General features: G+C 59.1%; 18 protein-coding genes. 10 read left to right on the top strand and 8 right to left on the bottom strand.

Annotated elements, in window-relative coordinates; genetic code table 11:
• Position 1: 1 nt before the first annotated feature.
• The 5 genes from PM04_RS08430 to mdh form a co-directional block, all read right to left on the bottom strand.
• Positions 2 to 2,959, bottom strand: coding sequence for a 2-oxoglutarate dehydrogenase E1 component (locus tag PM04_RS08430; RefSeq protein ID WP_038005698.1), 2,958 nt, complete (start codon positions 2,957 to 2,959; stop codon positions 2 to 4).
• A gap of 64 nt (positions 2,960 to 3,023) precedes the next feature.
• The gene (locus tag PM04_RS08425; RefSeq protein ID WP_038005697.1) at positions 3,024 to 3,614 is read right to left on the bottom strand and encodes a hypothetical protein; all 591 of its coding nucleotides are present in this window, start codon (positions 3,612 to 3,614) and stop codon (positions 3,024 to 3,026) included.
• A gap of 29 nt (positions 3,615 to 3,643) precedes the next feature.
• Complete coding sequence (gene sucD, locus PM04_RS08420) at positions 3,644 to 4,531, bottom strand: succinate--CoA ligase subunit alpha (RefSeq protein ID WP_038005696.1); 888 nt, start codon at positions 4,529 to 4,531, stop codon at positions 3,644 to 3,646.
• 5 nt (positions 4,532 to 4,536) lie between these two features.
• Positions 4,537 to 5,730 (bottom strand): ADP-forming succinate--CoA ligase subunit beta, encoded by a 1,194-nt coding sequence (gene sucC, locus PM04_RS08415; RefSeq protein WP_038005695.1) that lies wholly within the window; start codon positions 5,728 to 5,730, stop codon positions 4,537 to 4,539.
• Between the two features lie 233 nt (positions 5,731 to 5,963).
• Positions 5,964 to 6,926: a malate dehydrogenase gene (mdh, locus tag PM04_RS08410; protein ID WP_038005694.1), complete on the bottom strand. Its 963-nt coding sequence runs from the start codon at positions 6,924 to 6,926 to the stop codon at positions 5,964 to 5,966.
• Positions 6,927 to 7,113: 187 nt separating this feature from the next.
• Here mdh and PM04_RS08405 point away from each other — a divergent pair, with 187 nt between their 5' ends.
• A complete protein-coding gene (locus tag PM04_RS08405; protein WP_038005693.1) occupies positions 7,114 to 7,869 on the top strand; it encodes a sulfite exporter TauE/SafE family protein in 756 nt (251 codons plus the stop codon).
• Here PM04_RS08405 and PM04_RS08400 read toward each other — a convergent pair.
• Positions 7,866 to 8,168: a hypothetical protein gene (locus PM04_RS08400; protein ID WP_038005691.1), complete on the bottom strand. Its 303-nt coding sequence runs from the start codon at positions 8,166 to 8,168 to the stop codon at positions 7,866 to 7,868. The two genes, PM04_RS08405 and PM04_RS08400, sit on opposite strands and share 4 nt — an antisense overlap.
• Positions 8,169 to 8,483: 315 nt before the next feature.
• Here PM04_RS08400 and PM04_RS08395 point away from each other — a divergent pair, with 315 nt between their 5' ends.
• The 8 genes from PM04_RS08395 (at position 8,484) to PM04_RS08360 (ending at position 14,900) form a co-directional block, all read left to right on the top strand.
• On the top strand, positions 8,484 to 9,347 hold the full coding sequence (locus PM04_RS08395) for a CoA ester lyase (protein ID WP_038005689.1): 864 nt from the start codon (positions 8,484 to 8,486) through the stop codon (positions 9,345 to 9,347).
• Positions 9,348 to 9,353: 6 nt separating this feature from the next.
• On the top strand, positions 9,354 to 9,899 hold the full coding sequence (locus tag PM04_RS08390) for an NnrU family protein (protein ID WP_038005687.1): 546 nt from the start codon (positions 9,354 to 9,356) through the stop codon (positions 9,897 to 9,899).
• 3 nt (positions 9,900 to 9,902) lie between these two features.
• Positions 9,903 to 10,106: a DUF1737 domain-containing protein gene (locus PM04_RS08385; protein ID WP_038005685.1), complete on the top strand. Its 204-nt coding sequence runs from the start codon at positions 9,903 to 9,905 to the stop codon at positions 10,104 to 10,106.
• Positions 10,106 to 11,137 (top strand): MaoC family dehydratase, encoded by a 1,032-nt coding sequence (locus PM04_RS08380; protein ID WP_038005683.1) that lies wholly within the window; start codon positions 10,106 to 10,108, stop codon positions 11,135 to 11,137. The genes PM04_RS08385 and PM04_RS08380 overlap by 1 nt, the downstream gene beginning before the upstream one ends.
• A gap of 273 nt (positions 11,138 to 11,410) precedes the next feature.
• On the top strand, positions 11,411 to 11,791 hold the full coding sequence (gene sdhC, locus PM04_RS08375; protein ID WP_038005682.1) for a succinate dehydrogenase, cytochrome b556 subunit: 381 nt from the start codon (positions 11,411 to 11,413) through the stop codon (positions 11,789 to 11,791).
• A 24-nt stretch (positions 11,792 to 11,815) separates the two neighbouring features.
• Positions 11,816 to 12,190 (top strand): succinate dehydrogenase, hydrophobic membrane anchor protein, encoded by a 375-nt coding sequence (gene sdhD, locus PM04_RS08370; protein ID WP_038005680.1) that lies wholly within the window; start codon positions 11,816 to 11,818, stop codon positions 12,188 to 12,190.
• A gap of 17 nt (positions 12,191 to 12,207) precedes the next feature.
• Positions 12,208 to 14,019, top strand: coding sequence for a succinate dehydrogenase flavoprotein subunit (sdhA, locus tag PM04_RS08365; protein WP_038005678.1), 1,812 nt, complete (start codon positions 12,208 to 12,210; stop codon positions 14,017 to 14,019).
• 101 nt (positions 14,020 to 14,120) lie between these two features.
• A complete protein-coding gene (locus PM04_RS08360; RefSeq protein WP_038005676.1) occupies positions 14,121 to 14,900 on the top strand; it encodes a succinate dehydrogenase iron-sulfur subunit in 780 nt (259 codons plus the stop codon).
• Between the two features lie 308 nt (positions 14,901 to 15,208).
• Here PM04_RS08360 and PM04_RS08355 read toward each other — a convergent pair whose 3' ends face one another.
• A complete protein-coding gene (locus tag PM04_RS08355; protein WP_038005674.1) occupies positions 15,209 to 16,093 on the bottom strand; it encodes a DMT family transporter in 885 nt (294 codons plus the stop codon).
• A 452-nt stretch (positions 16,094 to 16,545) separates the two neighbouring features.
• The gene (locus PM04_RS08350) at positions 16,546 to 17,844 is read right to left on the bottom strand and encodes a D-alanyl-D-alanine carboxypeptidase family protein (RefSeq protein ID WP_038005672.1); all 1,299 of its coding nucleotides are present in this window, start codon (positions 17,842 to 17,844) and stop codon (positions 16,546 to 16,548) included.
• Between the two features lie 253 nt (positions 17,845 to 18,097).
• On the opposite strand from PM04_RS08350, the gene hemF reads away from it, so the two are divergent.
• Positions 18,098 to 18,979 (top strand): oxygen-dependent coproporphyrinogen oxidase, encoded by an 882-nt coding sequence (hemF, locus tag PM04_RS08345; protein WP_038005671.1) that lies wholly within the window; start codon positions 18,098 to 18,100, stop codon positions 18,977 to 18,979.
• The last annotated feature ends 130 nt before the right edge of the window (positions 18,980 to 19,109 follow it).

Below are 19,109 nucleotides of genomic sequence, written 5' to 3'. Positions count from 1 at the left end.
ATTATCCTTTGATATCAAGCGCTTCGTTCACGAGCGCTGTTTGTTGTGCTTTGTGTTGGCTGGCAAGACCCGTCGCGGGCGAGGCCGAGGATGTCCGGCCCACATAGGTCGGACGTGTTTGCTTGGCCTTGATGCGGCTCAGAACCCATTCGATGTTTGGCTCAATAAAGCTCCAAGCGCCTTGGTTCTTGGGCTCTTCTTGGCACCAGACCATATCGGCGCCCTTGAACCGCTCCAGCTCTTTCATGAGGGCCATCGCAGGGAAGGGGTAATACTGCTCAACGCGCAGGAGATACACGTCGTCCAAACCGGCCGCGTCACGCGCCTCCAGCAGGTCGTAGTACACTTTGCCCGAGCAGATCACGACGCGCTTGATCTTGGCGTCTGGCTTCAGCTTGGTATCGGAGTGACCCTTCTGCGCGTCATCCCACAGCACCCGGTGGAAGCTGGAGCCAGTGGTAAAGTCCTCCGCGTCAGACACACATAGCTTGTGGCGAAGCAGCGACTTGGGCGTCATCAAAACCAGCGGCTTACGGAAATCACGGTGCAGCTGACGGCGCAGAATGTGGAAATAGTTCGACGGGGTCGTACAGTTCGCAACGATCCAGTTGTCCTGCCCACACATGGTCAGGAACCGTTCAAGCCGCGCGGACGAGTGCTCGGGGCCCTGCCCCTCAAACCCGTGTGGCAACAAGCACACCAGACCCGACATCCGCAGCCACTTCGATTCACCCGAAGACACGAACTGATCGAACATGATTTGCGCGCCGTTGGCGAAATCACCGAACTGGGCTTCCCACATGGTCAACGCGTTTGGCTCGGCCAGCGAGTAGCCATATTCAAAGCCCAACACCGCGTATTCCGACAGCGCACTGTCGATCACTTCGTACTGCGCCTGTCCCTCACGGATGTTGTTGAGAGGGTAAAACCGCTCTTCGGTTTCTTGGTTCACCAGACCCGAATGCCGCTGCGAGAACGTGCCACGCGTACTGTCCTGCCCCGACAGGCGGACCTTGTAGCCCTCCGTCAGGAGCGAGCCAAACGCCAATGCCTCGGCAGTGGCCCAATCAAAACCCTCACCGGTTTCGACCATCTTGGCCTTGCCTTCCAGCAGCCGCTGAACCGTTTTGTGCAGCGGATAACCCTCAGGCGCGCGGGCCAAAGCGTTGCCAACCTCGGCCAACGTCTCAGGCTTGATCGCTGTGTCGCCGCGGACATAGTCCTCTTTGTTGCGATCCAGATGCGACCAACGCCCGTCCAGCCAATCGGCCTTGTTGGGCTTATAGTCTTTGCCGATCTCGAACTCTTCGTTGAGGTGCGCTTGGAACGCGGCCTTCATGTCCTCGATCTCACCCTCGGGGATCAAGCCATCCTTAACCAGACGCTCGGTATACAGCGTCAGGGTCGTTTTGTGCTTCTTGATCCGCTTGTACATCAACGGGTTGGTGAACATGGGCTCATCGCCCTCGTTGTGACCAAACCGACGGTAGCAGAAGATGTCGATCACGACGTCTTTGCCGAACTTTTGACGGAACTCAGTGGCGACCTTGGCGGCGTGCACCACGGCCTCGGGGTCGTCACCATTCACGTGGAAAATTGGGGCCTCAACCACCAGCGCGTTATCCGTGGGATACGGGCTGGAGCGCGAGAAGTGCGGCGCCGTTGTAAAGCCGATCTGGTTGTTCACAACGATATGCATCGTGCCGCCGGTTTTGTGCCCGCGCAGACCCGACAGGGCAAAACACTCGGCCACAACACCCTGACCGGCAAACGCCGCGTCACCGTGCAACAGGATCGGCATCACCGCCGTGCGTTCCGTGTCGCCCAACTGGTCCTGCTTGGCGCGGACTTTGCCCAAAACGACAGGGTTCACCGCCTCTAGGTGCGAGGGGTTCGCCGTCAGCGACAGGTGGACAGGGTGGCCGTCAAATTCCCGGTCGCTCGACGCGCCAAGGTGGTATTTCACATCGCCCGAACCATCCACGTCCTCTGGCTTGAACGATCCGCCCTGAAATTCGTTGAAAATCGCGCGGTAGGGTTTGGCCATCACATTGGCGAGCACCGACAAACGGCCCCGGTGGGGCATCCCGATGACGATTTCCTTCAGCCCGAGGTTGCCGCCGCGCTTGATGATCTGCTCCATCGCAGGGATGAGGCTTTCGCCACCATCCAGACCAAACCGCTTGGTGCCCATGTACTTCACATGGAGGAATTTCTCGAAACCTTCGGCCTCAACCATTTTATTGAGGATCGCCTTCCGGCCTTCGCGGGTGAACGCGATCTCTTTGCCCAAACCCTCGATCCGCTCCTTCAGCCAGCCGGCCTCTTCGGGGTTCGAGATGTGCATGTATTGCAGTGCAAAAGTCCCGCAATAGGTCCGCTTCACGATCGCCATGATCTCTCGCATGGTGGCGACTTGTAGCCCCAGCACTTGGTCGATGAAAATCGGGCGGTCCATGTCAGCTTCGGTAAAGCCATAGGACTTGGGATCCAGCTCTGGGTGGGGGGTCTGGTCCCGCATCCCCAGAGGGTCAAGGTCAGCCACAAGGTGACCCCGAATACGATAGGCACGGATGATCATCAGCGCGCGGATCGAGTCCAGCACAGCACGTTTGATCTGCTCGTCCGAGACCTCAACACCGGTCGCGGCGGCCTTGGCCTTGATCTTGTCACCAGCACCTTTGACCTCAGGTGCCGGGGCCCATTCACCGGTCAGTGCGGCAGTCCAATCGTCGGTGGGCTGCGGTGGCCAGTCGGCCCGCGCCCAGCTTGGGCCCTCTGCTTCGCGCTTAACAGAGACCTCGTCGTCCCCCATCGCCCGGAAAAACGCTTGCCACGATTCGTCCACTGCCGCCGGATCGTTGGCGTACCGCGCGTACATCTGTTCCAGATATTCCGCGTTGTGGCCCTGCATAAAGCTAGAGGCGTGGAACTGGTCGTTGGAGGAGTGTTCGGTCATTGGGACACCTCATTTGGGTTGGGACCGTAAGCTGTAAACTCAGGATGGAGGGAGGGCTGACTGCTCATTGCACCCCCTCCACGAAAAACTCATGCCGGATATTCACCACCACATCGGGCGGCGTCGCATCGGGCAATTCCGCGCGAATGGCGGCTTGGTTGTAGTGAAAGCGGTATTCGGACAGGCCCGGATTATCGGCGTCCACACGGACGTCGGTGTGGGCGCCAAATCCTGTCTGTGGTGCGCGGGCGGACGGGTCATCCATCGCCACACGGCATTGCACAGAGGTGATCGTATCTGCGGGGCGTTGCCAGCTGGCCAACATCACGGCTGCGCCATTGACCAACACCCGCGTCTGGGATGTGGGCAGCGCCTTAAGCCGTCCGTAGTTGGCCGCGGCCATGCGCTGTGCGTCTAGCACCGCGCGCAGGGTCGCGCCGCCCATGTCGCCGCCCAAGTAGGCGACGGCGTTGATCCACATCAGGCGCTCAACCATATCGGTCTGCGGCGCGCTCCAGCCCTGAGCTTCCAGCGCGCCGTAGAATTTTTCAGCCTCTTCGAACGGTTCGGCACAGGGTTCCAGCCCCTGCGCCACGGCAGGAGAGGAAAGCACAACACACAACACAGTCGCGCGTATCAGCCTTTCCAGTCCCATGTTGTTCCTCCCCGTTCTCCAGGCGGCGATTAACCAGCGGCAATCGCTTCCTGAACGGCTTCACCCAGCGTTGCAGGGCTTTCAGCCACAACGATGCCAGCAGACTTCATCGCTTCGATCTTGCTTTCGGCGTCGCCTTTGCCACCGGCAACAATCGCGCCAGCGTGACCCATGCGACGGCCCGGAGGCGCCGTGCGGCCAGCAATGAAACCAGCGGTTGGTTTCCAACGGCCTTTCTTGCGCTGCTCGGCAAGGAATTCAGCGGCTTCTTCTTCAGCGGAGCCCCCGATTTCACCGATCATGATGATCGAATGCGTCTCATCATCGTCAAGGAACATGTCCAGCACGTCGATGTGCTCGGTGCCTTTGATGGGGTCGCCGCCGATGCCAACAGCCGAAGACTGGCCAAGGCCCAGATCGGATGTCTGCTTGACCGCTTCATAGGTCAGCGTGCCCGAACGGGACACAACACCAACCGACCCGCGGCGGTGAATGTGACCGGGCATGATGCCGATTTTGCAAGCGTCAGGCGTGATCACGCCGGGGCAGTTTGGCCCGATCAGACGCGAGGAAGTGCCCTCAAGGGCGCGCTGCACGCGCATCATGTCCAGAACCGGGATGCCCTCGGTGATGCAGACAATCAGTTCCATCTCAGCGTCAATCGCCTCAAGGATACTGTCCGCCGCAAAGGGGGGCGGCACGTAGATCACGGTCGCGTTGGCTTCGGTGACGTGCTTAGCCTCATGGACCGAGTTGAACACAGGCAGGTCAAGGTGCGTCTGACCGCCCTTGCCCGGCGTCACGCCACCCACCATTTTCGTGCCATAGGCAATCGCCTGCTCAGAGTGGAATGTCCCCTGCGAGCCAGTGAAACCCTGACAAATGACTTTGGTATTTTCGTTTACGAGAACTGCCATCGGTCTTATCCCTTCACCGCTTTGACGATTTTCTGCGCACCGTCTTTCAGGTTGTCTGCAGCGATCACGTTCAGGCCGGAGGTGTTGATGATCTCCTTGCCTTGCTCCACGTTCGTGCCCTCAAGGCGCACAACGAGGGGCACTTGAAGACCGACCTCTTTGACAGCCGTCACAACGCCCTCAGCGATCACGTCACAGCGCATGATGCCGCCAAAGATGTTCACAAGGATACCCTTAACGTTGGGGTCCGATGTGATGATCTTGAACGCTTCGGTCACTTTCTCAGTGGTGGCACCGCCGCCCACGTCAAGGAAGTTTGCAGGCTCAGCGCCGTACAGCTTGATGATGTCCATCGTGGCCATCGCAAGACCCGCACCGTTCACCATGCACCCGATTTCACCGTCCAGAGCGATGTAGTTCAGGTCGAACTTGGAGGCCGCCAATTCCTTGGGGTCCTCTTCGGTTTCGTCGCGCAGAGCGGCGATGTCAGCGTGGCGGTAGACCGCGTTGCCGTCAAAACCCATCTTCGCGTCCAGACACTTCAGGTCGCCCTTGTCGGTCACGATCAGCGGGTTGATCTCCAGCATCTCCATGTCTTTTTCGACAAAGCACTGGTACAACTGGCCCATCAACTTCACACATTGTTTTACCTGCGCGCCGGTCAGCCCAAGCGCAAACGCGATACGGCGACCGTGGAAGCCTTGATAACCCGTGGCCGGATCAACAGAGAAGCTGAGGATTTTTTCGGGCGTGCTTTCCGCCACTTCTTCGATGTCCATACCGCCTTCGGTCGAACACACAAAGCTGACGCGCGATGTCTGACGATCCACCAACAGAGCAAGGTAGAGTTCGGTCTCAATCCCGGAACCGTCCTCGATGTAGATACGGTTCACAACCTTACCAGCGGGGCCGGTTTGGTGCGTGACCAGCGTCCGGCCGAGCATTTTCTTCGCTTCGTCCGCAGCTTCTTCCACCGATTTGGCAAGGCGCACACCGCCCTTTTCGCCAGCGTCAGCTTCCTTGAAGGAACCTTTGCCGCGGCCACCAGCGTGGATTTGTGCTTTTACAACCCACAGGGGTCCGTCCATTTCGCCCGCAGCGGTTTTGGCGTCTTCTGCCTTCAAAACCACGCGTCCGTCCGAGACCGGAGCGCCGTAGGAGCGAAGAAGGGCCTTCGCCTGGTATTCATGGATGTTCATGAAACTGTCCCATATTGCTTGTTGTTGACGCTTGGTCTGACACAGCCAATTAACCCTGCAAAACGCCATAACGCCGCAGCAGTGGTATTTCCCCTAAAAAACCCACATTTGTGATCACACCGTAAAAAAGTGTGATCACAAATTCGGCATACAGCAGTATGCAATTTCGCAAAGCGCAACAAAAAAGGGTGCTCCCGAAGGAACACCCAATGCTCAACTCGTAGGTGAGTCGCTTAGAGCAGGCTGTCGTCAATCGCCTTACATGCGTCGACCAGACCTTTAACCGCGTTCACGGACACGTCGAACATCTCTTGCTCTTCTTTGTTGAGCTTGATGTTCACGATCCGCTCAACACCACCGGCGCCGATCACTGTGGGCACACCAACGTACATACCCTTTACGCCCAGATCGCCGTCACAATAGGCGGCACAGGGCAGAACGCGTTTTTGATCGTTCAAATAGGCTTCAGCCATTTCAATCGCCGAGGTCGCGGGCGCGTAGAACGCAGAACCGGTTTTCAGCAGACCAACGATTTCGGCACCGCCGTCACGGGTGCGCTGCACCATGGCGTCCAGTTTCTCTTGCGTGGTCCAACCCATTTCCACCAGATCGGGCAGCGGGATGCCGCCAACGGTCGAATAGCGCACCGATGGCACCATTGTGTCGCCGTGGCCGCCCAAAACAAAGGCTGTCACGTCGCGCATGGACACATTAAATTCCTCAGCAAGGAAGTGACGGAAACGCGCGCTGTCCAGAACGCCAGCCATGCCGCAGACCTTGTGGTGGGGCAGACCGCTGAATTCGCGCAACGCCCAAACCATCGCATCCAGCGGGTTGGTAATGCAGATCACGAAGGCGTCGGGCGCGTGGGCAGCAATGCCTTCGCCAACGGATTTCATGACCTTGAGGTTGATGCCCAAAAGGTCATCACGGCTCATGCCGGGTTTGCGCGCAACACCAGCGGTCACGATGCACACGTCGGCGCCTGCGATATCCGCGTAATCCGAGGTGCCCTTCATGTCGGCATCAAAGCCTTCGGAGGGACCGGATTCGGCAATATCCAGCGCCTTGCCCTGGGGCAGACCATCCGCAATGTCGAACAGGACAACGTCGCCCAATTCCTTGATAGCAGCGAGGTGGGCAAGCGTGCCCCCGATGTTGCCTGCGCCGATAAGGGCAATTTTAGCTCTGGCCATGGAAGGTCTCTCCGGTGGGATATTAATGACCCGAGCACGCCTAACCACTCAACCAACGCGGCGCAAGACTGTGCCAGCGCGGCAGAAAGCCTCGCTTAACCGATGGGATGCACGGTAGATTGCGCATAGACACGCGCTACAGCCCGCTGTCTCAAGCACAATTTGTTAACCATCCAATTCGGCCAGCATGATCACCTTCGACCTCACATTTTTCGCCCTCGCGATCCCTGCGATCATCTTTGCCGCAATATCCAAGAGCGGTTTTGGCTCCGGTGCAGCCTTTGCTGCGGCACCGATTCTCGCCCTCGCGCTGGACCCAGCAGTGGCCTTGGGCGTTGTACTACCGTTGCTCATGTTGGTGGATATATCATCGCTCAAACCCTATTGGGCAAAATGGCACGCACCCTCAGCCGCAGCCTTATGTATCGGGGCAATTCCGGGCGTGGCCCTCGCGATTTGGCTCTATCAAATCGCTGATCCGGACATGCTGCGCCTCTTGATCGGGGCAATTTCTATCGGCTTTGTCGCGTTTCAATTGGCCCGCGCCCGCGGTTTCATCCGCATCGCGCCCCAACCTTTTCGCCCCGCACTTGGCGCCGCATTTGGCGTGATTGCAGGCTTCACCAGTTTTGTCAGCCACGCGGGTGGCCCACCCGCTGCAATCTTTCTACTCTCACAAAACCTCAGCAAGACCACGTTTCAAGCAACAACAGTCATCACCTTTTGGATCATTAACATCCTCAAGGCCGTGCCCTACGCATTTCTCGGTGTCTTTACGGCAGAAACCCTGCTTGCAGGGGTGTATCTTGCACCTTTTGCATTGCTGGGCACTTGGCTCGGGGTCAAGGCGCACCGCCTCATCCCAGAGCGTCTGTTCTTTGCAGTAACTTACGTTTTGCTAACCTGCACGGGCAGCAAACTGATCTATGACGCACTTGCCTAGGCGTCGTCAGATGCCTGAAGCGGGTCAATCGTGTCCTCATAGGACTGGCCAGACGCCACAAGACACATCCGCCCGTCGGGCATCGTCACCGTAATCGTCCAAGACCCGGTATCATCCGAGGCAAACACCTCAACCACACCGTTATTCGCCCCCAATCCAAGACTGCGACGCGTTTCACCAAACTTTTCCGACAAACGGCTCAAAACCGTGTCACGCTTTCCACAAACTTCGGCAGCCGCCGGCAAAGAGGACCACACGGTCACCCCGATCAAAGCTGCTGTAAAAATAGATGTCTTCATGGACTAACCTTACCTAACCTTCGTGTGTGAAGGAGAGCTGACAAACGCCGGGATCGCTGGGACAAATCCGGCCTACGCCAAACTCTCCCCTGTGTTGGTGGCCGTTTCCCCAACAAGCGAGGCCGACCCTTCTGATGCAGCCAACCTGAGCTAAACTGCTTAGAAAAAAGTTAAGCTCGCGCATTTTCTCGCCCAGCGTGTGTTTTTCCGGCGCCAAGCCAGCCCTCGCGCAACAAAACGTCCCAAATACACGTTCCGACTTGCGTCATATTACCAGCCGTGCAAAACCATGCCGCAGCGCAGAAGGATTTGACCATGACCCACCCCTACCGCTCCGTTCTCTATATTCCCGGCTCAAAAGAGCGCGCATTGGAAAAGGCAAAGACCCTTCCAGTGGACGCCATCATCTTCGATCTTGAGGATGCCGTGGCCGTTGATGAAAAGGAAAACGCACGCCACACCCTCGCCGCCGCGCTTACCGCTGGCGGCTACGGCGATCGCGCCCAGATCGTGCGGATCAACGCGCTCGACACCGATTGGGGCCACGCCGATGTCGCCGTGATCGCGCCCACCGGGCCACAGGCGGTCCTCCTGCCCAAAGTGAACTCCGCGGCGGATATCAAAGCCCTCAGCGCCCTGTTGGACGCCCACCCCGCCTGCGCCGACACCAAAATCTGGGCCATGATGGAAAGCCCCCTCGGCATCCTCAACGCCCTCGAAATCGCGCAAGCCCCTCGGATGGGCGGCTTTATCCTCGGCACAAACGATCTCGCCAAGGATCTCAACACCCGCTTCCGTGCAGACCGTGAACCCCTGCTCACCTCGCTGCAAATGTGCCTGCTCGCGGCGCGCGCGGCGGGCATTGTGTGCGTCGACGGCGTCTATAACGCGTTCAAAGACGCCGAAGGCCTTGCTGCCGAATGTGCTCAAGGCCGCGACATGGGCATGGACGGCAAAACGCTGATCCACCCCGCGCAGGTCGACGTCTGTAACACCGCCTTTTCCCCGTCTGAGGCAGAAATCGACCTCGCCCGCCGCCAAATCGACGCGTTTGAGGCCGCCGAAGCCGAAGGCCTAGGCATCGCTGTCGTAGACGGTAAGATCGTTGAGAATCTGCACGTGGAAACCGCGCGCAAAACCCTCGCCATGGCCAACGCCATCGCAACCGCAGCGGAGTAAATCTCAATGGCACTTTTGATCGCGGGCATCGCCCTTTGGTGGGCCGCGCACCTGTTCAAACGCGTGGCTCCGGGCCTGCGCGGTCAAATGGGCACAGCAGGCAAAGGCATCGCCGCCGTCCTGATCATCGGCAGCATCGTGTTGATGGTGCTGGGCTACAAAGCGGCCGACTTTGTCCCCGTCTGGCAACCGCCCAGCTTTATGACACACATCAACAACCTGCTGATGTTGCTGGCGTTTTACCTTTACGGCGTGGGCGCGGCCAAGGGCACGCTGGCGGCCAAAATCCGCCACCCCCAACTGACCGCCTTCAAAACATGGGCCGTCGCGCACCTGCTGGTGAACGGTGATGTTGCGTCGATCCTGCTGTTTGGGGGCTTGCTCGCATGGGCCGTCGTCAGCGTCATCCTTATCAACCGCGCCACTGAGTGGGAGCGGCCCGAGGCCGTCTCCGTCAAAGGCGACATCAAGGCGCTGATCATCGGCCTCGTGCTGATGGCCATCGTCATGGCAATTCACGTTTGGGCGGGTGTCTCGCCCGTAGGAGGCTAACTCATGCAACTCTATCGCTTTTTGTCCGAGGACGACACGTCCGCCTTCTGCCACAAAGTCACCGATGCCCTAAACAAAGGCTGGACGCTCTACGGCTCTCCCACGCAAACCTTTGACCCCGTCAAAGGCATCATGCGCTGCGGCCAAGCCGTCACAAAAGACGTCGAAGGCACCTACACGCCCGACATCAAACTCGGAGAACAATAATGGCCAAAACCAATCCCGGTCGCTTCTTTGAGGATTATCAGCTCGGCCAAACCATCGAACACGCGGTCCCACGCACGGTGTCCGGGGGTGAGCGCGCGCTCTATCACGCGCTCTATCCAGCCCGCCACGCGCTCTATTCCTCAGACGCGTTCGCACAGGCCAGCGGCCTGCCCGGCAGCCCGATTGACGATCTTGCCGCGTTCCACGTGATTTTCGGCAAAACTGTGCCGGACGTGTCCCTGAACGCCGTCGCCAACCTAGGCTACGCCGAAGGGCGCTGGCACCTGCCGGTCTACGCAGGCGACACGCTGCGCTCGACCTCCGAAGTCATTGGCCTTAAACAAAACTCCAATGGCAAAACTGGGGTGGTTTATGTCCGCACACGCGGGCTGAACCAACGGGACGAAACCGTGATGGATTATGTCCGCTGGGTCATGGTGCGCAAACGCGACATCGACGCGCCGGCCCCCGAAACCGTGGTGCCAACACTGTCCAAATCCATCGCGGCCAGCGACCTCGTAATCCCAGAGGGGCTGACCTTCGCGGAGTACAACTTCACCCTCGCGGGGGAGCCGCATCGCCTGTCCGATTACACAATCGGAGAGCAGATCGACCACGTTGATGGCGTCACCATCGAAGAGGCCGAGCACATGATCGCCACGCGCCTGTGGCAAAACACGGCCAAGGTGCATTTCGACGCCACCTTCCGCCCCGATGGACAGCGCCTGATCTATGGCGGCCATGTAATCTCGATGGCACGCGCCTTGTCTTTCAATGGCTTGGCGAACGCGCAAATGATCGCCGGCCTAAACGCAGGCGCACACGCAAACCCCTGCTTCTCGGGTGATACGGTCAAAGCATGGTCCGAAGTCTTGGACATCGCCGAAACCTCAGCCCCCGGTGTGGGTGCGATTCGCCTGCGGCTGGTTGCAACCAAAGGTGGCGCGCCCTTCGTTCTGCGCGGCGAAGACGGCAAATACGATCCAAACGTTCTGCTTGATCTGGACTACTGGGCGCTGATGCCACTTTGACAGGGCGTAGGGCCGCGCGGTGTGATCACAAATCACACGACTCACACCAGCGGCCTGCACCGGGCGGCCCAACATCGCCAAAATGCACAACTAAACAGCCTGCCCATACGTGATCACACCAAAACCATTCGTGATCACATATGGGCCGATGCGTCGATTTGCGCGCCCCTTTGATGGGAATATCGGCTTGTTCCACGTGACTCTTGGCGAAAAACTCTTATGCATAAACGCCAACAATGACCGACAAAATTACAACCAGAAAGGGACGTGCCCATGGCTGACGTCAAAAAGGTAGAGCGACCCCTCTCCCCGCACCTCCAGGTTTATCGCCCCCAATTGACCTCGATCTCGTCGATTTTGGTGCGCATCACCGGCATCGCATTGCTGGGCCTCTCGACTTTGGTCGTGGCATGGTTCTTGGCCGCCGCATCCTCTGAAACCGCATTCGCGGCGATGGACGGATTCCTGCGCAGCTGGTTCGGCAGCCTGATCATGCTCGGCGGCGTTTGGGCCTTTGTGTACCACATGCTGGGCCGTCTGCGGCACCTCCTGTGGGACTTCGGCTACTGCGTTGACGTGCCCACATCCGAAAAACTGGCGATCGGCATGTTGGGCCTTTCGACACTGGTCACCCTGATCGTCGCGCTCGTCTGAGCCGCACAAGCAAGGAAACATCCCATGCAACGTTATTTGACTGATCGAAAACGCGCTGATGGCTTGGGCTCCGGCCGTCACGGCACGCACCACCACTGGCACATGATGATGACGTCTCTGGCGCTCGTCGTGGTTGTGCCTGTGTTTTTGGTGACATTCTTGGCCGGCTTTGGCGGCACATACGCAGAGGTCGTGGCCTACTTCAGCCAGCCTATTCCTGCGATTATTGTGGCCCTCAGCCTCATCGTCACTATCTCCCACGTGACCAGCGAAGCCGTTGTCGCCGTTGAGGACTATGTCCACGGCGCGCGCGGCAAGCTGCTGATCATTGGGTTGAACTGGTTCTCCTACATTCTCATCGCCGTTGGCCTGTTCGCCATTGCGCGCATGGCTCTCTAAAACAGGGAAGTTTGAAAATGGCTGCATACGACTACGAGACGCATGAATATGACGTCGTGGTGATCGGCGCTGGTGGCGCTGGTCTTCGCGCGACTTTGGGCATGGCTGAGCAAGGTCTGCGGACCGCTTGCGTGACCAAAGTGTTCCCCACACGCTCCCACACTGTGGCGGCACAGGGCGGCATCGCAGCCAGCTTGGGCAATATGGGCCCCGACAGCTGGCAGTGGCACATGTACGACACCGTCAAAGGCTCCGACTGGCTGGGCGATACCGACGCGATGGAATACCTCGCGCGCGAAGCCCCCAAAGCGGTCTATGAACTAGAGCACTACGGCGTGCCGTTCTCGCGCACCGAAGAAGGCAAAATCTACCAGCGACCCTTCGGCGGCCACACTACCGAATACGGTGAAGGCCCCCCCGTGCAGCGGACCTGTGCCGCAGCCGACCGCACCGGTCACGCCATCCTGCACACGCTCTATGGTCAGTCGCTGAAAAACAACGCTGAGTTCTACATCGAATACTTCGCGATCGATCTGATCATGTCCGAAGACGGGCAGTGCCAAGGCGTTCTGTGCTGGAAACTCGATGACGGCACCCTGCACCTGTTCAACGCCAAGATGACCGTTCTGGCCACTGGCGGCTACGGGCGCGCGTACTTCTCGGCCACGTCTGCCCACACCTGCACAGGTGACGGCGGCGGCATGGTCGCCCGCGCTGGCCTCGCGCTACAGGACATGGAGTTCGTGCAATTCCACCCCACCGGGATCTACGGCTCCGGCTGCCTGATCACCGAAGGCGCACGCGGCGAAGGCGGCTACCTGACCAACTCCGAAGGCGAGCGGTTCATGGAACGCTACGCGCCGACCTACAAAGACCTCGCCTCGCGCGATGTGGTCTCGCGCTGCATGACGATGGAAATCCGCGAAGGTCGCGGCGTGGGCGCCGAAGGCGATCACATCCACCTGCACCTCAACCACCTGCCCCCAGAAACACTGGCCGAACGCCTGCCCGGCATCTCGGAATCGGCACGTATCTTTGCGGGCGTGGATCTGACCAAAGAACCCATCCCGGTTCTGCCCACGGTGCACTACAACATGGGCGGCGTGCCCACAAACTACTGGGGCGAAGTGCTCGCACCCACCAAGGACAAGCCCGACAACGTCGCCCCCGGCCTGATGGCTGTGGGTGAGGCGGGCTGCGCCTCGGTCCACGGTGCCAACCGTCTGGGCTCTAACTCACTGATCGACCTCGTGGTCTTTGGCCGCGCCGCTGCCATCCGCGCCGGTCAAATCGTCGATCCCAAAACCCCTAACCCCGAGCTGAACCAGCGCTCCGTGGACATGGCTCTGGCCCGGTTCGACGGCCTGCGTCACGCCCGCGGTCAGGTCGGCACCGCCGAACTGCGCCTTGAGATGCAGAAAACCATGCAGGCCGACGCCGCCGTTTTCCGCACCGACAAGACACTCGCTGAGGGCAAGGACAAGATGGACGACGTCGCCTCCAAAATGGACGACATCGCCGTCACCGACAACAGCCTGGTGTGGAACTCGGACCTGATGGAAACCCTCGAATTGGCCAACCTGATGCCCAATGCCGTGGCCACCATCACAGCCGCCGAGGCCCGCAAAGAAAGCCGTGGCGCCCACGCTCACGAGGATTACCCAAACCGGGACGACGAAAACTGGCGCAAGCACAGCCTCGTCTGGTTCACAGGCAAAAACGGCGCGGCCAAACTGGACTACCGCGGCGTTCACCTCGAACCCCTCAGCAGCCACAACGAAGGCGGCATTGACCTCAAGAAAATCGCGCCAAAAGCGCGGGTGTATTGAGCCTCAACACCCCATACGGACCGGGATCGACCGTGGCCCCCGCGCCATGGTCGACTGCCCCCCTCGCACCGACGACACCCGACACCTAAGGAGAGCGACCCATGGCACAATTTACCCTGCCTAAGAACTCCAAGATCACCGTGGGCAAAACATGGCCCAAGCCCGAAGGCGCCACCAACGTCCGCAAGTTTCAGATCTATCGCTGGAACCCCGAAGACGGCAAAAACCCCCAACTCGACACCTATTTCGTCGATATGGACACCTGCGGTCCGATGATTTTGGACGGCCTCATCAAGATCAAAAATGAGATCGACCCCACACTGACCTTCCGCCGGTCCTGCCGCGAAGGCATCTGTGGCTCCTGCGCGATGAACATCGACGGCATCAACACACTCGCCTGCATTTACGGCATGGATGAGGTGAAGGGCGACGTCAAAATCTATCCGCTGCCCCACATGGAAGTCGTCAAGGATCTGATCCCCGATTTGACCCACTTCTACGCGCAGCACGCCTCCATCATGCCGTGGCTGGAAACCAAGACCAACCGCCCCGCCAAGGAATGGCGCCAGTCCATCGAAGACCGCAAAAAGCTCGATGGCCTGTACGAATGCGTCATGTGCGCGTCGTGCTCGACATCCTGCCCCAGCTACTGGTGGAACGGCGACAAATACCTCGGGCCAGCCGCCCTCCTGCACGCCTACCGCTGGATCATCGATTCGCGCGATGAGGCCACGGGTGAGCGTTTGGATGCTCTCGAAGACCCCTTCAAGCTGTATCGCTGCCACACAATCATGAACTGCTCCAAGACCTGCCCCAAGGGTTTGAACCCCGCCAAGGCAATCGCGTCGATCAAGCAGATGATGGTTGAGCGTCACGTCTAAGCCGCGCTAAATCCTATCGCAAAAGGCACCTTCGGGTGCCTTTTTCATTTGGATCAAACCACTGAGCAGTCCTTGGCAACCCCCAAAGAAAAAGCGCCCCATGCTGGTGGGGCGCTTTTCTTATTTAACCGGGTATGGCCATGGATCAGCAGGGACCAAATCCTACGGTGGCGGGAGCCTTAATGAGACCAGAGAAACCACCCCAAGCCCGGTTTGTAACGAGATAAAATAATACTCACTAATCTAGAACACACAAAGAACATTAACCATATTACTCCATCGGGCCAGTACGGATTCCCTTACTTTCGTCAGATTTTCGCCACATTGGCCCGTTGTGGCCAAACCTCTAGCACAGCGGCCACCACAACCAGACCGCCGCCAAACACCTCTAACGGTGTCAAAACCTCACCCGCCAAAAGCGCGGCACCGGCCGTCCCGATCAGCACTTCGGCCATCAGCAAAATGCCAACACGCGCGGGGTCCAATCGTGCCGTGGCCCACAACAGCCCCGCAATCGAAACGCCCCACCAGATCCATCCAGTTCCAATCGCCAGCCCGATCTGCGCAGGCGTCACGGCATCCGGCATCGGCTCCAACACCACCGCAAGACACAGCGCCGTGGCCAGCGCTCCAAGCGAAAAGAACCACGCCGCCAAGACCGGCGGCAGCGCAGGCTTGGCCCGCAGGACCGTCGTCGTCACCGACCAACACACCCCCGAAATCAGCCCAAACCATTCGCCCAGCGACTTGGGCACCGGCGCACCGCCCCCCGCGCTGAGCATCAGGCTCAGGCCGCACAACCCCAACCCAATCGCGACGTATCGCAGAACCGGCGTGTGCCAGCCCATGACGTATCGCGCGATCAGCGTGCTCCACACAGGGGTGAGGAAAAACAACAGGATCACAAGTGCAACGCGCCCATAGATAAACCCAATCGAATACAGCGCAAACGCCCCACCGCCCATAACCAAGGCCCAGCGCGTCATCCGATGCGGCCCGGTCGCGGCGCGCCAGTACCGCAGGGCAAAGGGCGTCAAACCCGCAACAGACGCCGCTGCAATCACCGCTGTCCCCCAAGGCCCCGCCAAGCCCAGCGCCTCCATCTGGCGCACAGGCAACCAGTAAAACCCCCACAGAATCCCTGTGGCGATCACTATCAACGATGCAAATTTGGTGGTGCGTTCAACGGACATAAAACGCCTCTATCCGAGGCACCTGTTAAAAACAAACGCCCCAAGGTCGCGGATCATCGCAGCTGCGCACACGCGCTCTTAGGCCAACAGCACCCGCGTATAACCGCCATTCCACAAACGCCGGAATTCACGCCAGCCAACTCAAGGCCTCTGGCACATCATACAAGACGCAGCACCAGGAAACCGTTAACCTCCTCGCGTGAAATCAAGCCCAACCATGACTTTGAAAACGGGGGCCAGCCCCCAACCGGCCAGCCATTTCAGTGCAGGGGCCCATCTTTAGGCGCCTCTCCACGAAAAAGGCAGTCCATAGATCAGCATCAAGAAGACAGAATGCAGTCACCCAAAAGAACCGGGCCTCAAAACAAACGCGCAGCACCTAGCATGAAGAAACAACAGCCAAAACGCGAACAACGAAGCCAACGAGCATCAGGACAAAAGCTGATCAAGAATCAGCCGTCCTTAACCTCACACTGCACCTGCCGAGACAAAAGCCTGCTACACGCACGCTGCGCCTCGCGCTGACTGAGGCCGACAAAGCTGGGCATATACCCCTGCCGCTGTTTCGTGACCTGCCGCAAAGCCGTGTCCAAGGTATCAATCTCTTGCAAAGCCGTGCGCAGCAGCAACTTGTCCGCCGCATAGCGCGTCGACTGAGGCTCCAACTGGATACCGAACACCCGCCCACCAGAGGACCGAGCTGCGCGGGTCACCACCTCACGCTGAATATCCGCGCTATCGATCAACGCCCCATCAACAGGCCGTGGCGCTGGAACAGCCGCTCCACCGCTCGGGCTACTGCTATTCATCGCAATCAAAACACCATCGCCGAGCGTCCCACGATCGGGCCGCGCAACAGGCCGGCTCGACTTCGCCACAGCGGTCATGCCAGCCGTCGGACTAACATCGTAAACAGGTAAGCGCGGCCTACGCACAGCCGCATGGCTCGGCGCGCGCTTAAACCCCATATCCAACAACTCGGCCACACGCGCATTCCGCGTTACGGTCGAACGCCCACCAAACACAGTCGCGATAATCCGCTCTTCGCCCCGCTCCGCACTCGCGACCAAATTAAAGCCCGCCGCGTTCGTGAAACCCGTCTTGATCCCATCCGCGCCACGATAATTACTCAACAAACGGCGGTTCGTGTTGCGCACAGTTCCCATGCCTGTGTCCGTCGATTTACGAGAAAAGATGTTGTAATACTGCGGATAATCAAAAAACAGCCGCCGCCCCATCACCGTCATGTCCCGCGCGGTCGACAAATGCCCCGATTGCGTCAAACCATGAGCGTTCCGAAAGGTCGTATTCGTCATGCCCAGCGCCCGCGCCGTACGCGTCATGCGCTTGGCAAACGCAGCCTCAGACCCCGAAATCGCCTCACCAATCGCCGTTGCCGCATCGTTGGCCGATTTCACCGCTGCCGCGCGGATAAGATAGCGCAACTTGATTTTCTGCCCCGACCGCAGCCCCAGCTTTGAGGGCGGCTCAGACGCCGCAAACCGCGAAATCCGCACACTCGTATCCAAGGAGATCTCGCCCAAACGGATCGCCTCGAACGCAACATACAGCGTCATCATCTTGGTAAGCGACGCAGGATGCAGCCGCGTATCCGCATTGCGCGAATGCAGCACCTCGCCGGTGCGCGCATCCATCACCATAGCCGCATAGGGCGCCGCGAACGTCATCTTCCCGCCGCCGAGCACAATGCAAAGCGACAGGACGGCCACGAAAGCCAACCTTTGTATCATCTGCGTCAAATCACTGCCCGATCTGCCGTTATGTCTTGGGGGGCTTTGCCCTCCCGGAATTATTGCCCCTAGGAAAACACACCCCGCGCAAAATTTCCAGAGAAACCAGCCCTTTCCCGAAAAAACTAAACCTCTCAAAAGGAACACGAACTCTCGAAAGTGATAGCGCACCTTTCCTAACAACCCGTATCCACAGCGCTGGCATGACCGCGATTTCAATGATAAATTAGTGTCAACCTAAGGAGACACTCGAATGACCGAAATGTTTGACACCCGCAAAGACCAAGCCGCCACCTGGTTTCGCTCCCTGCGCGATCAAATCGTGGCCGCCTTTGAGGCGTTGGAAGACAGCCAAACCACAGGTCCCTTTGCGGACCTGCCCCCGGGTCGGTTTGAGGTCACCGAAACCACACGCGCCGAGGATGGCGGCGGCGGCATCATGAGCGTGATGCGCGGCGGCCGCCTCTTTGAGAAAGTCGGCGTGAATTGGTCGGCGGTTCACGGCACCCTTGCCCCCCGTGCCGTCGCCGCAATGGCCGCACGCAAAGACATCCCCGGCATGGCCGAAGACCCCCGTTTTTGGGCGTCCGGCATCAGCCTCGTTGCCCATATGCGCAACCCCCACACGCCAGCGGTCCACATGAACACCCGCATGTTCTGGACCCCACATGCTTGGTGGTTCGGCGGCGGATCAGACCTCAACCCCTGTATCGAAGTCGCCGAGGACACAGCCTTTTTCCACAACGTCCTCAAGGACCATTGCGATAAACACGACACAACCTACTACCCACGCTTCAAGGAATGGGCGGACGAGTATTTCTACGTGCCCCACCGTGGTCGCGCACGCGGCGTAGGCGGCATTTTCTACGACGACCTATGCACCGGCGATTGGGCCAAGGACTTCGCATTTACCCAAGACGTAGGCCGCGCGTTCCTGCCTGCCTTCACTGGCGTGACCGAGAAAAACCGCGATGCGACTTGGACCGAAGCAGACAAAGAAAAACAACTCATCCACCGTGGCCTCTACGCCGAATACAACCTCGTCTATGATCGCGGCACCAAATTCGGGCTCGAAACAGGCCACAACGCAGACGCCGTCCTCATGTCCCTCCCGCCAGAGGCGAAATGGACCTAACCACACATTAACATCCCGGCATCAATCCAATCCATAAAGGACGGGTTGGTGCCGACACATTTCCAAAGCCTAGCGTACCTGCGCAACGCCCGCTAACCTTCCCAATCAAAGTATCTGCCAAAGGTTGAGA

Source organism: Thalassobacter sp. 16PALIMAR09 (genome assembly GCF_000765485.1).
GTDB classification, from domain to species: domain Bacteria; phylum Pseudomonadota; class Alphaproteobacteria; order Rhodobacterales; family Rhodobacteraceae; genus Thalassobacter; species Thalassobacter stenotrophicus.
The sequence above is the reverse complement of the archived record's forward strand: the minus strand, read 5'-3'. Positions and strand labels throughout refer to the sequence as shown.

What these genes read in the sequence shown, in the direction of transcription:
- PM04_RS08430 (WP_038005698.1), bottom strand. Translation starts at nt 2,959, where the DNA reads ATGACCGAACACTCCTCCAACGACCAGTTCCACGCCTCTAGCTTTATG.
- PM04_RS08425 (WP_038005697.1), bottom strand. Translation starts at nt 3,614, where the DNA reads ATGGGACTGGAAAGGCTGATACGCGCGACTGTGTTGTGTGTTGTGCTT.
- sucD (WP_038005696.1), bottom strand. Translation starts at nt 4,531, where the DNA reads ATGGCAGTTCTCGTAAACGAAAATACCAAAGTCATTTGTCAGGGTTTC.
- sucC (WP_038005695.1), bottom strand. Translation starts at nt 5,730, where the DNA reads ATGAACATCCATGAATACCAGGCGAAGGCCCTTCTTCGCTCCTACGGC.
- mdh (WP_038005694.1), bottom strand. Translation starts at nt 6,926, where the DNA reads ATGGCCAGAGCTAAAATTGCCCTTATCGGCGCAGGCAACATCGGGGGC.
- PM04_RS08405 (WP_038005693.1), top strand. Translation starts at nt 7,114, where the DNA reads ATGATCACCTTCGACCTCACATTTTTCGCCCTCGCGATCCCTGCGATC.
- PM04_RS08400 (WP_038005691.1), bottom strand. Translation starts at nt 8,168, where the DNA reads ATGAAGACATCTATTTTTACAGCAGCTTTGATCGGGGTGACCGTGTGG.
- PM04_RS08395 (WP_038005689.1), top strand. Translation starts at nt 8,484, where the DNA reads ATGACCCACCCCTACCGCTCCGTTCTCTATATTCCCGGCTCAAAAGAG.
- PM04_RS08390 (WP_038005687.1), top strand. Translation starts at nt 9,354, where the DNA reads ATGGCACTTTTGATCGCGGGCATCGCCCTTTGGTGGGCCGCGCACCTG.
- PM04_RS08385 (WP_038005685.1), top strand. Translation starts at nt 9,903, where the DNA reads ATGCAACTCTATCGCTTTTTGTCCGAGGACGACACGTCCGCCTTCTGC.
- PM04_RS08380 (WP_038005683.1), top strand. Translation starts at nt 10,106, where the DNA reads ATGGCCAAAACCAATCCCGGTCGCTTCTTTGAGGATTATCAGCTCGGC.
- sdhC (WP_038005682.1), top strand. Translation starts at nt 11,411, where the DNA reads ATGGCTGACGTCAAAAAGGTAGAGCGACCCCTCTCCCCGCACCTCCAG.
- sdhD (WP_038005680.1), top strand. Translation starts at nt 11,816, where the DNA reads ATGCAACGTTATTTGACTGATCGAAAACGCGCTGATGGCTTGGGCTCC.
- sdhA (WP_038005678.1), top strand. Translation starts at nt 12,208, where the DNA reads ATGGCTGCATACGACTACGAGACGCATGAATATGACGTCGTGGTGATC.
- PM04_RS08360 (WP_038005676.1), top strand. Translation starts at nt 14,121, where the DNA reads ATGGCACAATTTACCCTGCCTAAGAACTCCAAGATCACCGTGGGCAAA.
- PM04_RS08355 (WP_038005674.1), bottom strand. Translation starts at nt 16,093, where the DNA reads ATGTCCGTTGAACGCACCACCAAATTTGCATCGTTGATAGTGATCGCC.
- PM04_RS08350 (WP_038005672.1), bottom strand. Translation starts at nt 17,844, where the DNA reads ATGATACAAAGGTTGGCTTTCGTGGCCGTCCTGTCGCTTTGCATTGTG.
- hemF (WP_038005671.1), top strand. Translation starts at nt 18,098, where the DNA reads ATGACCGAAATGTTTGACACCCGCAAAGACCAAGCCGCCACCTGGTTT.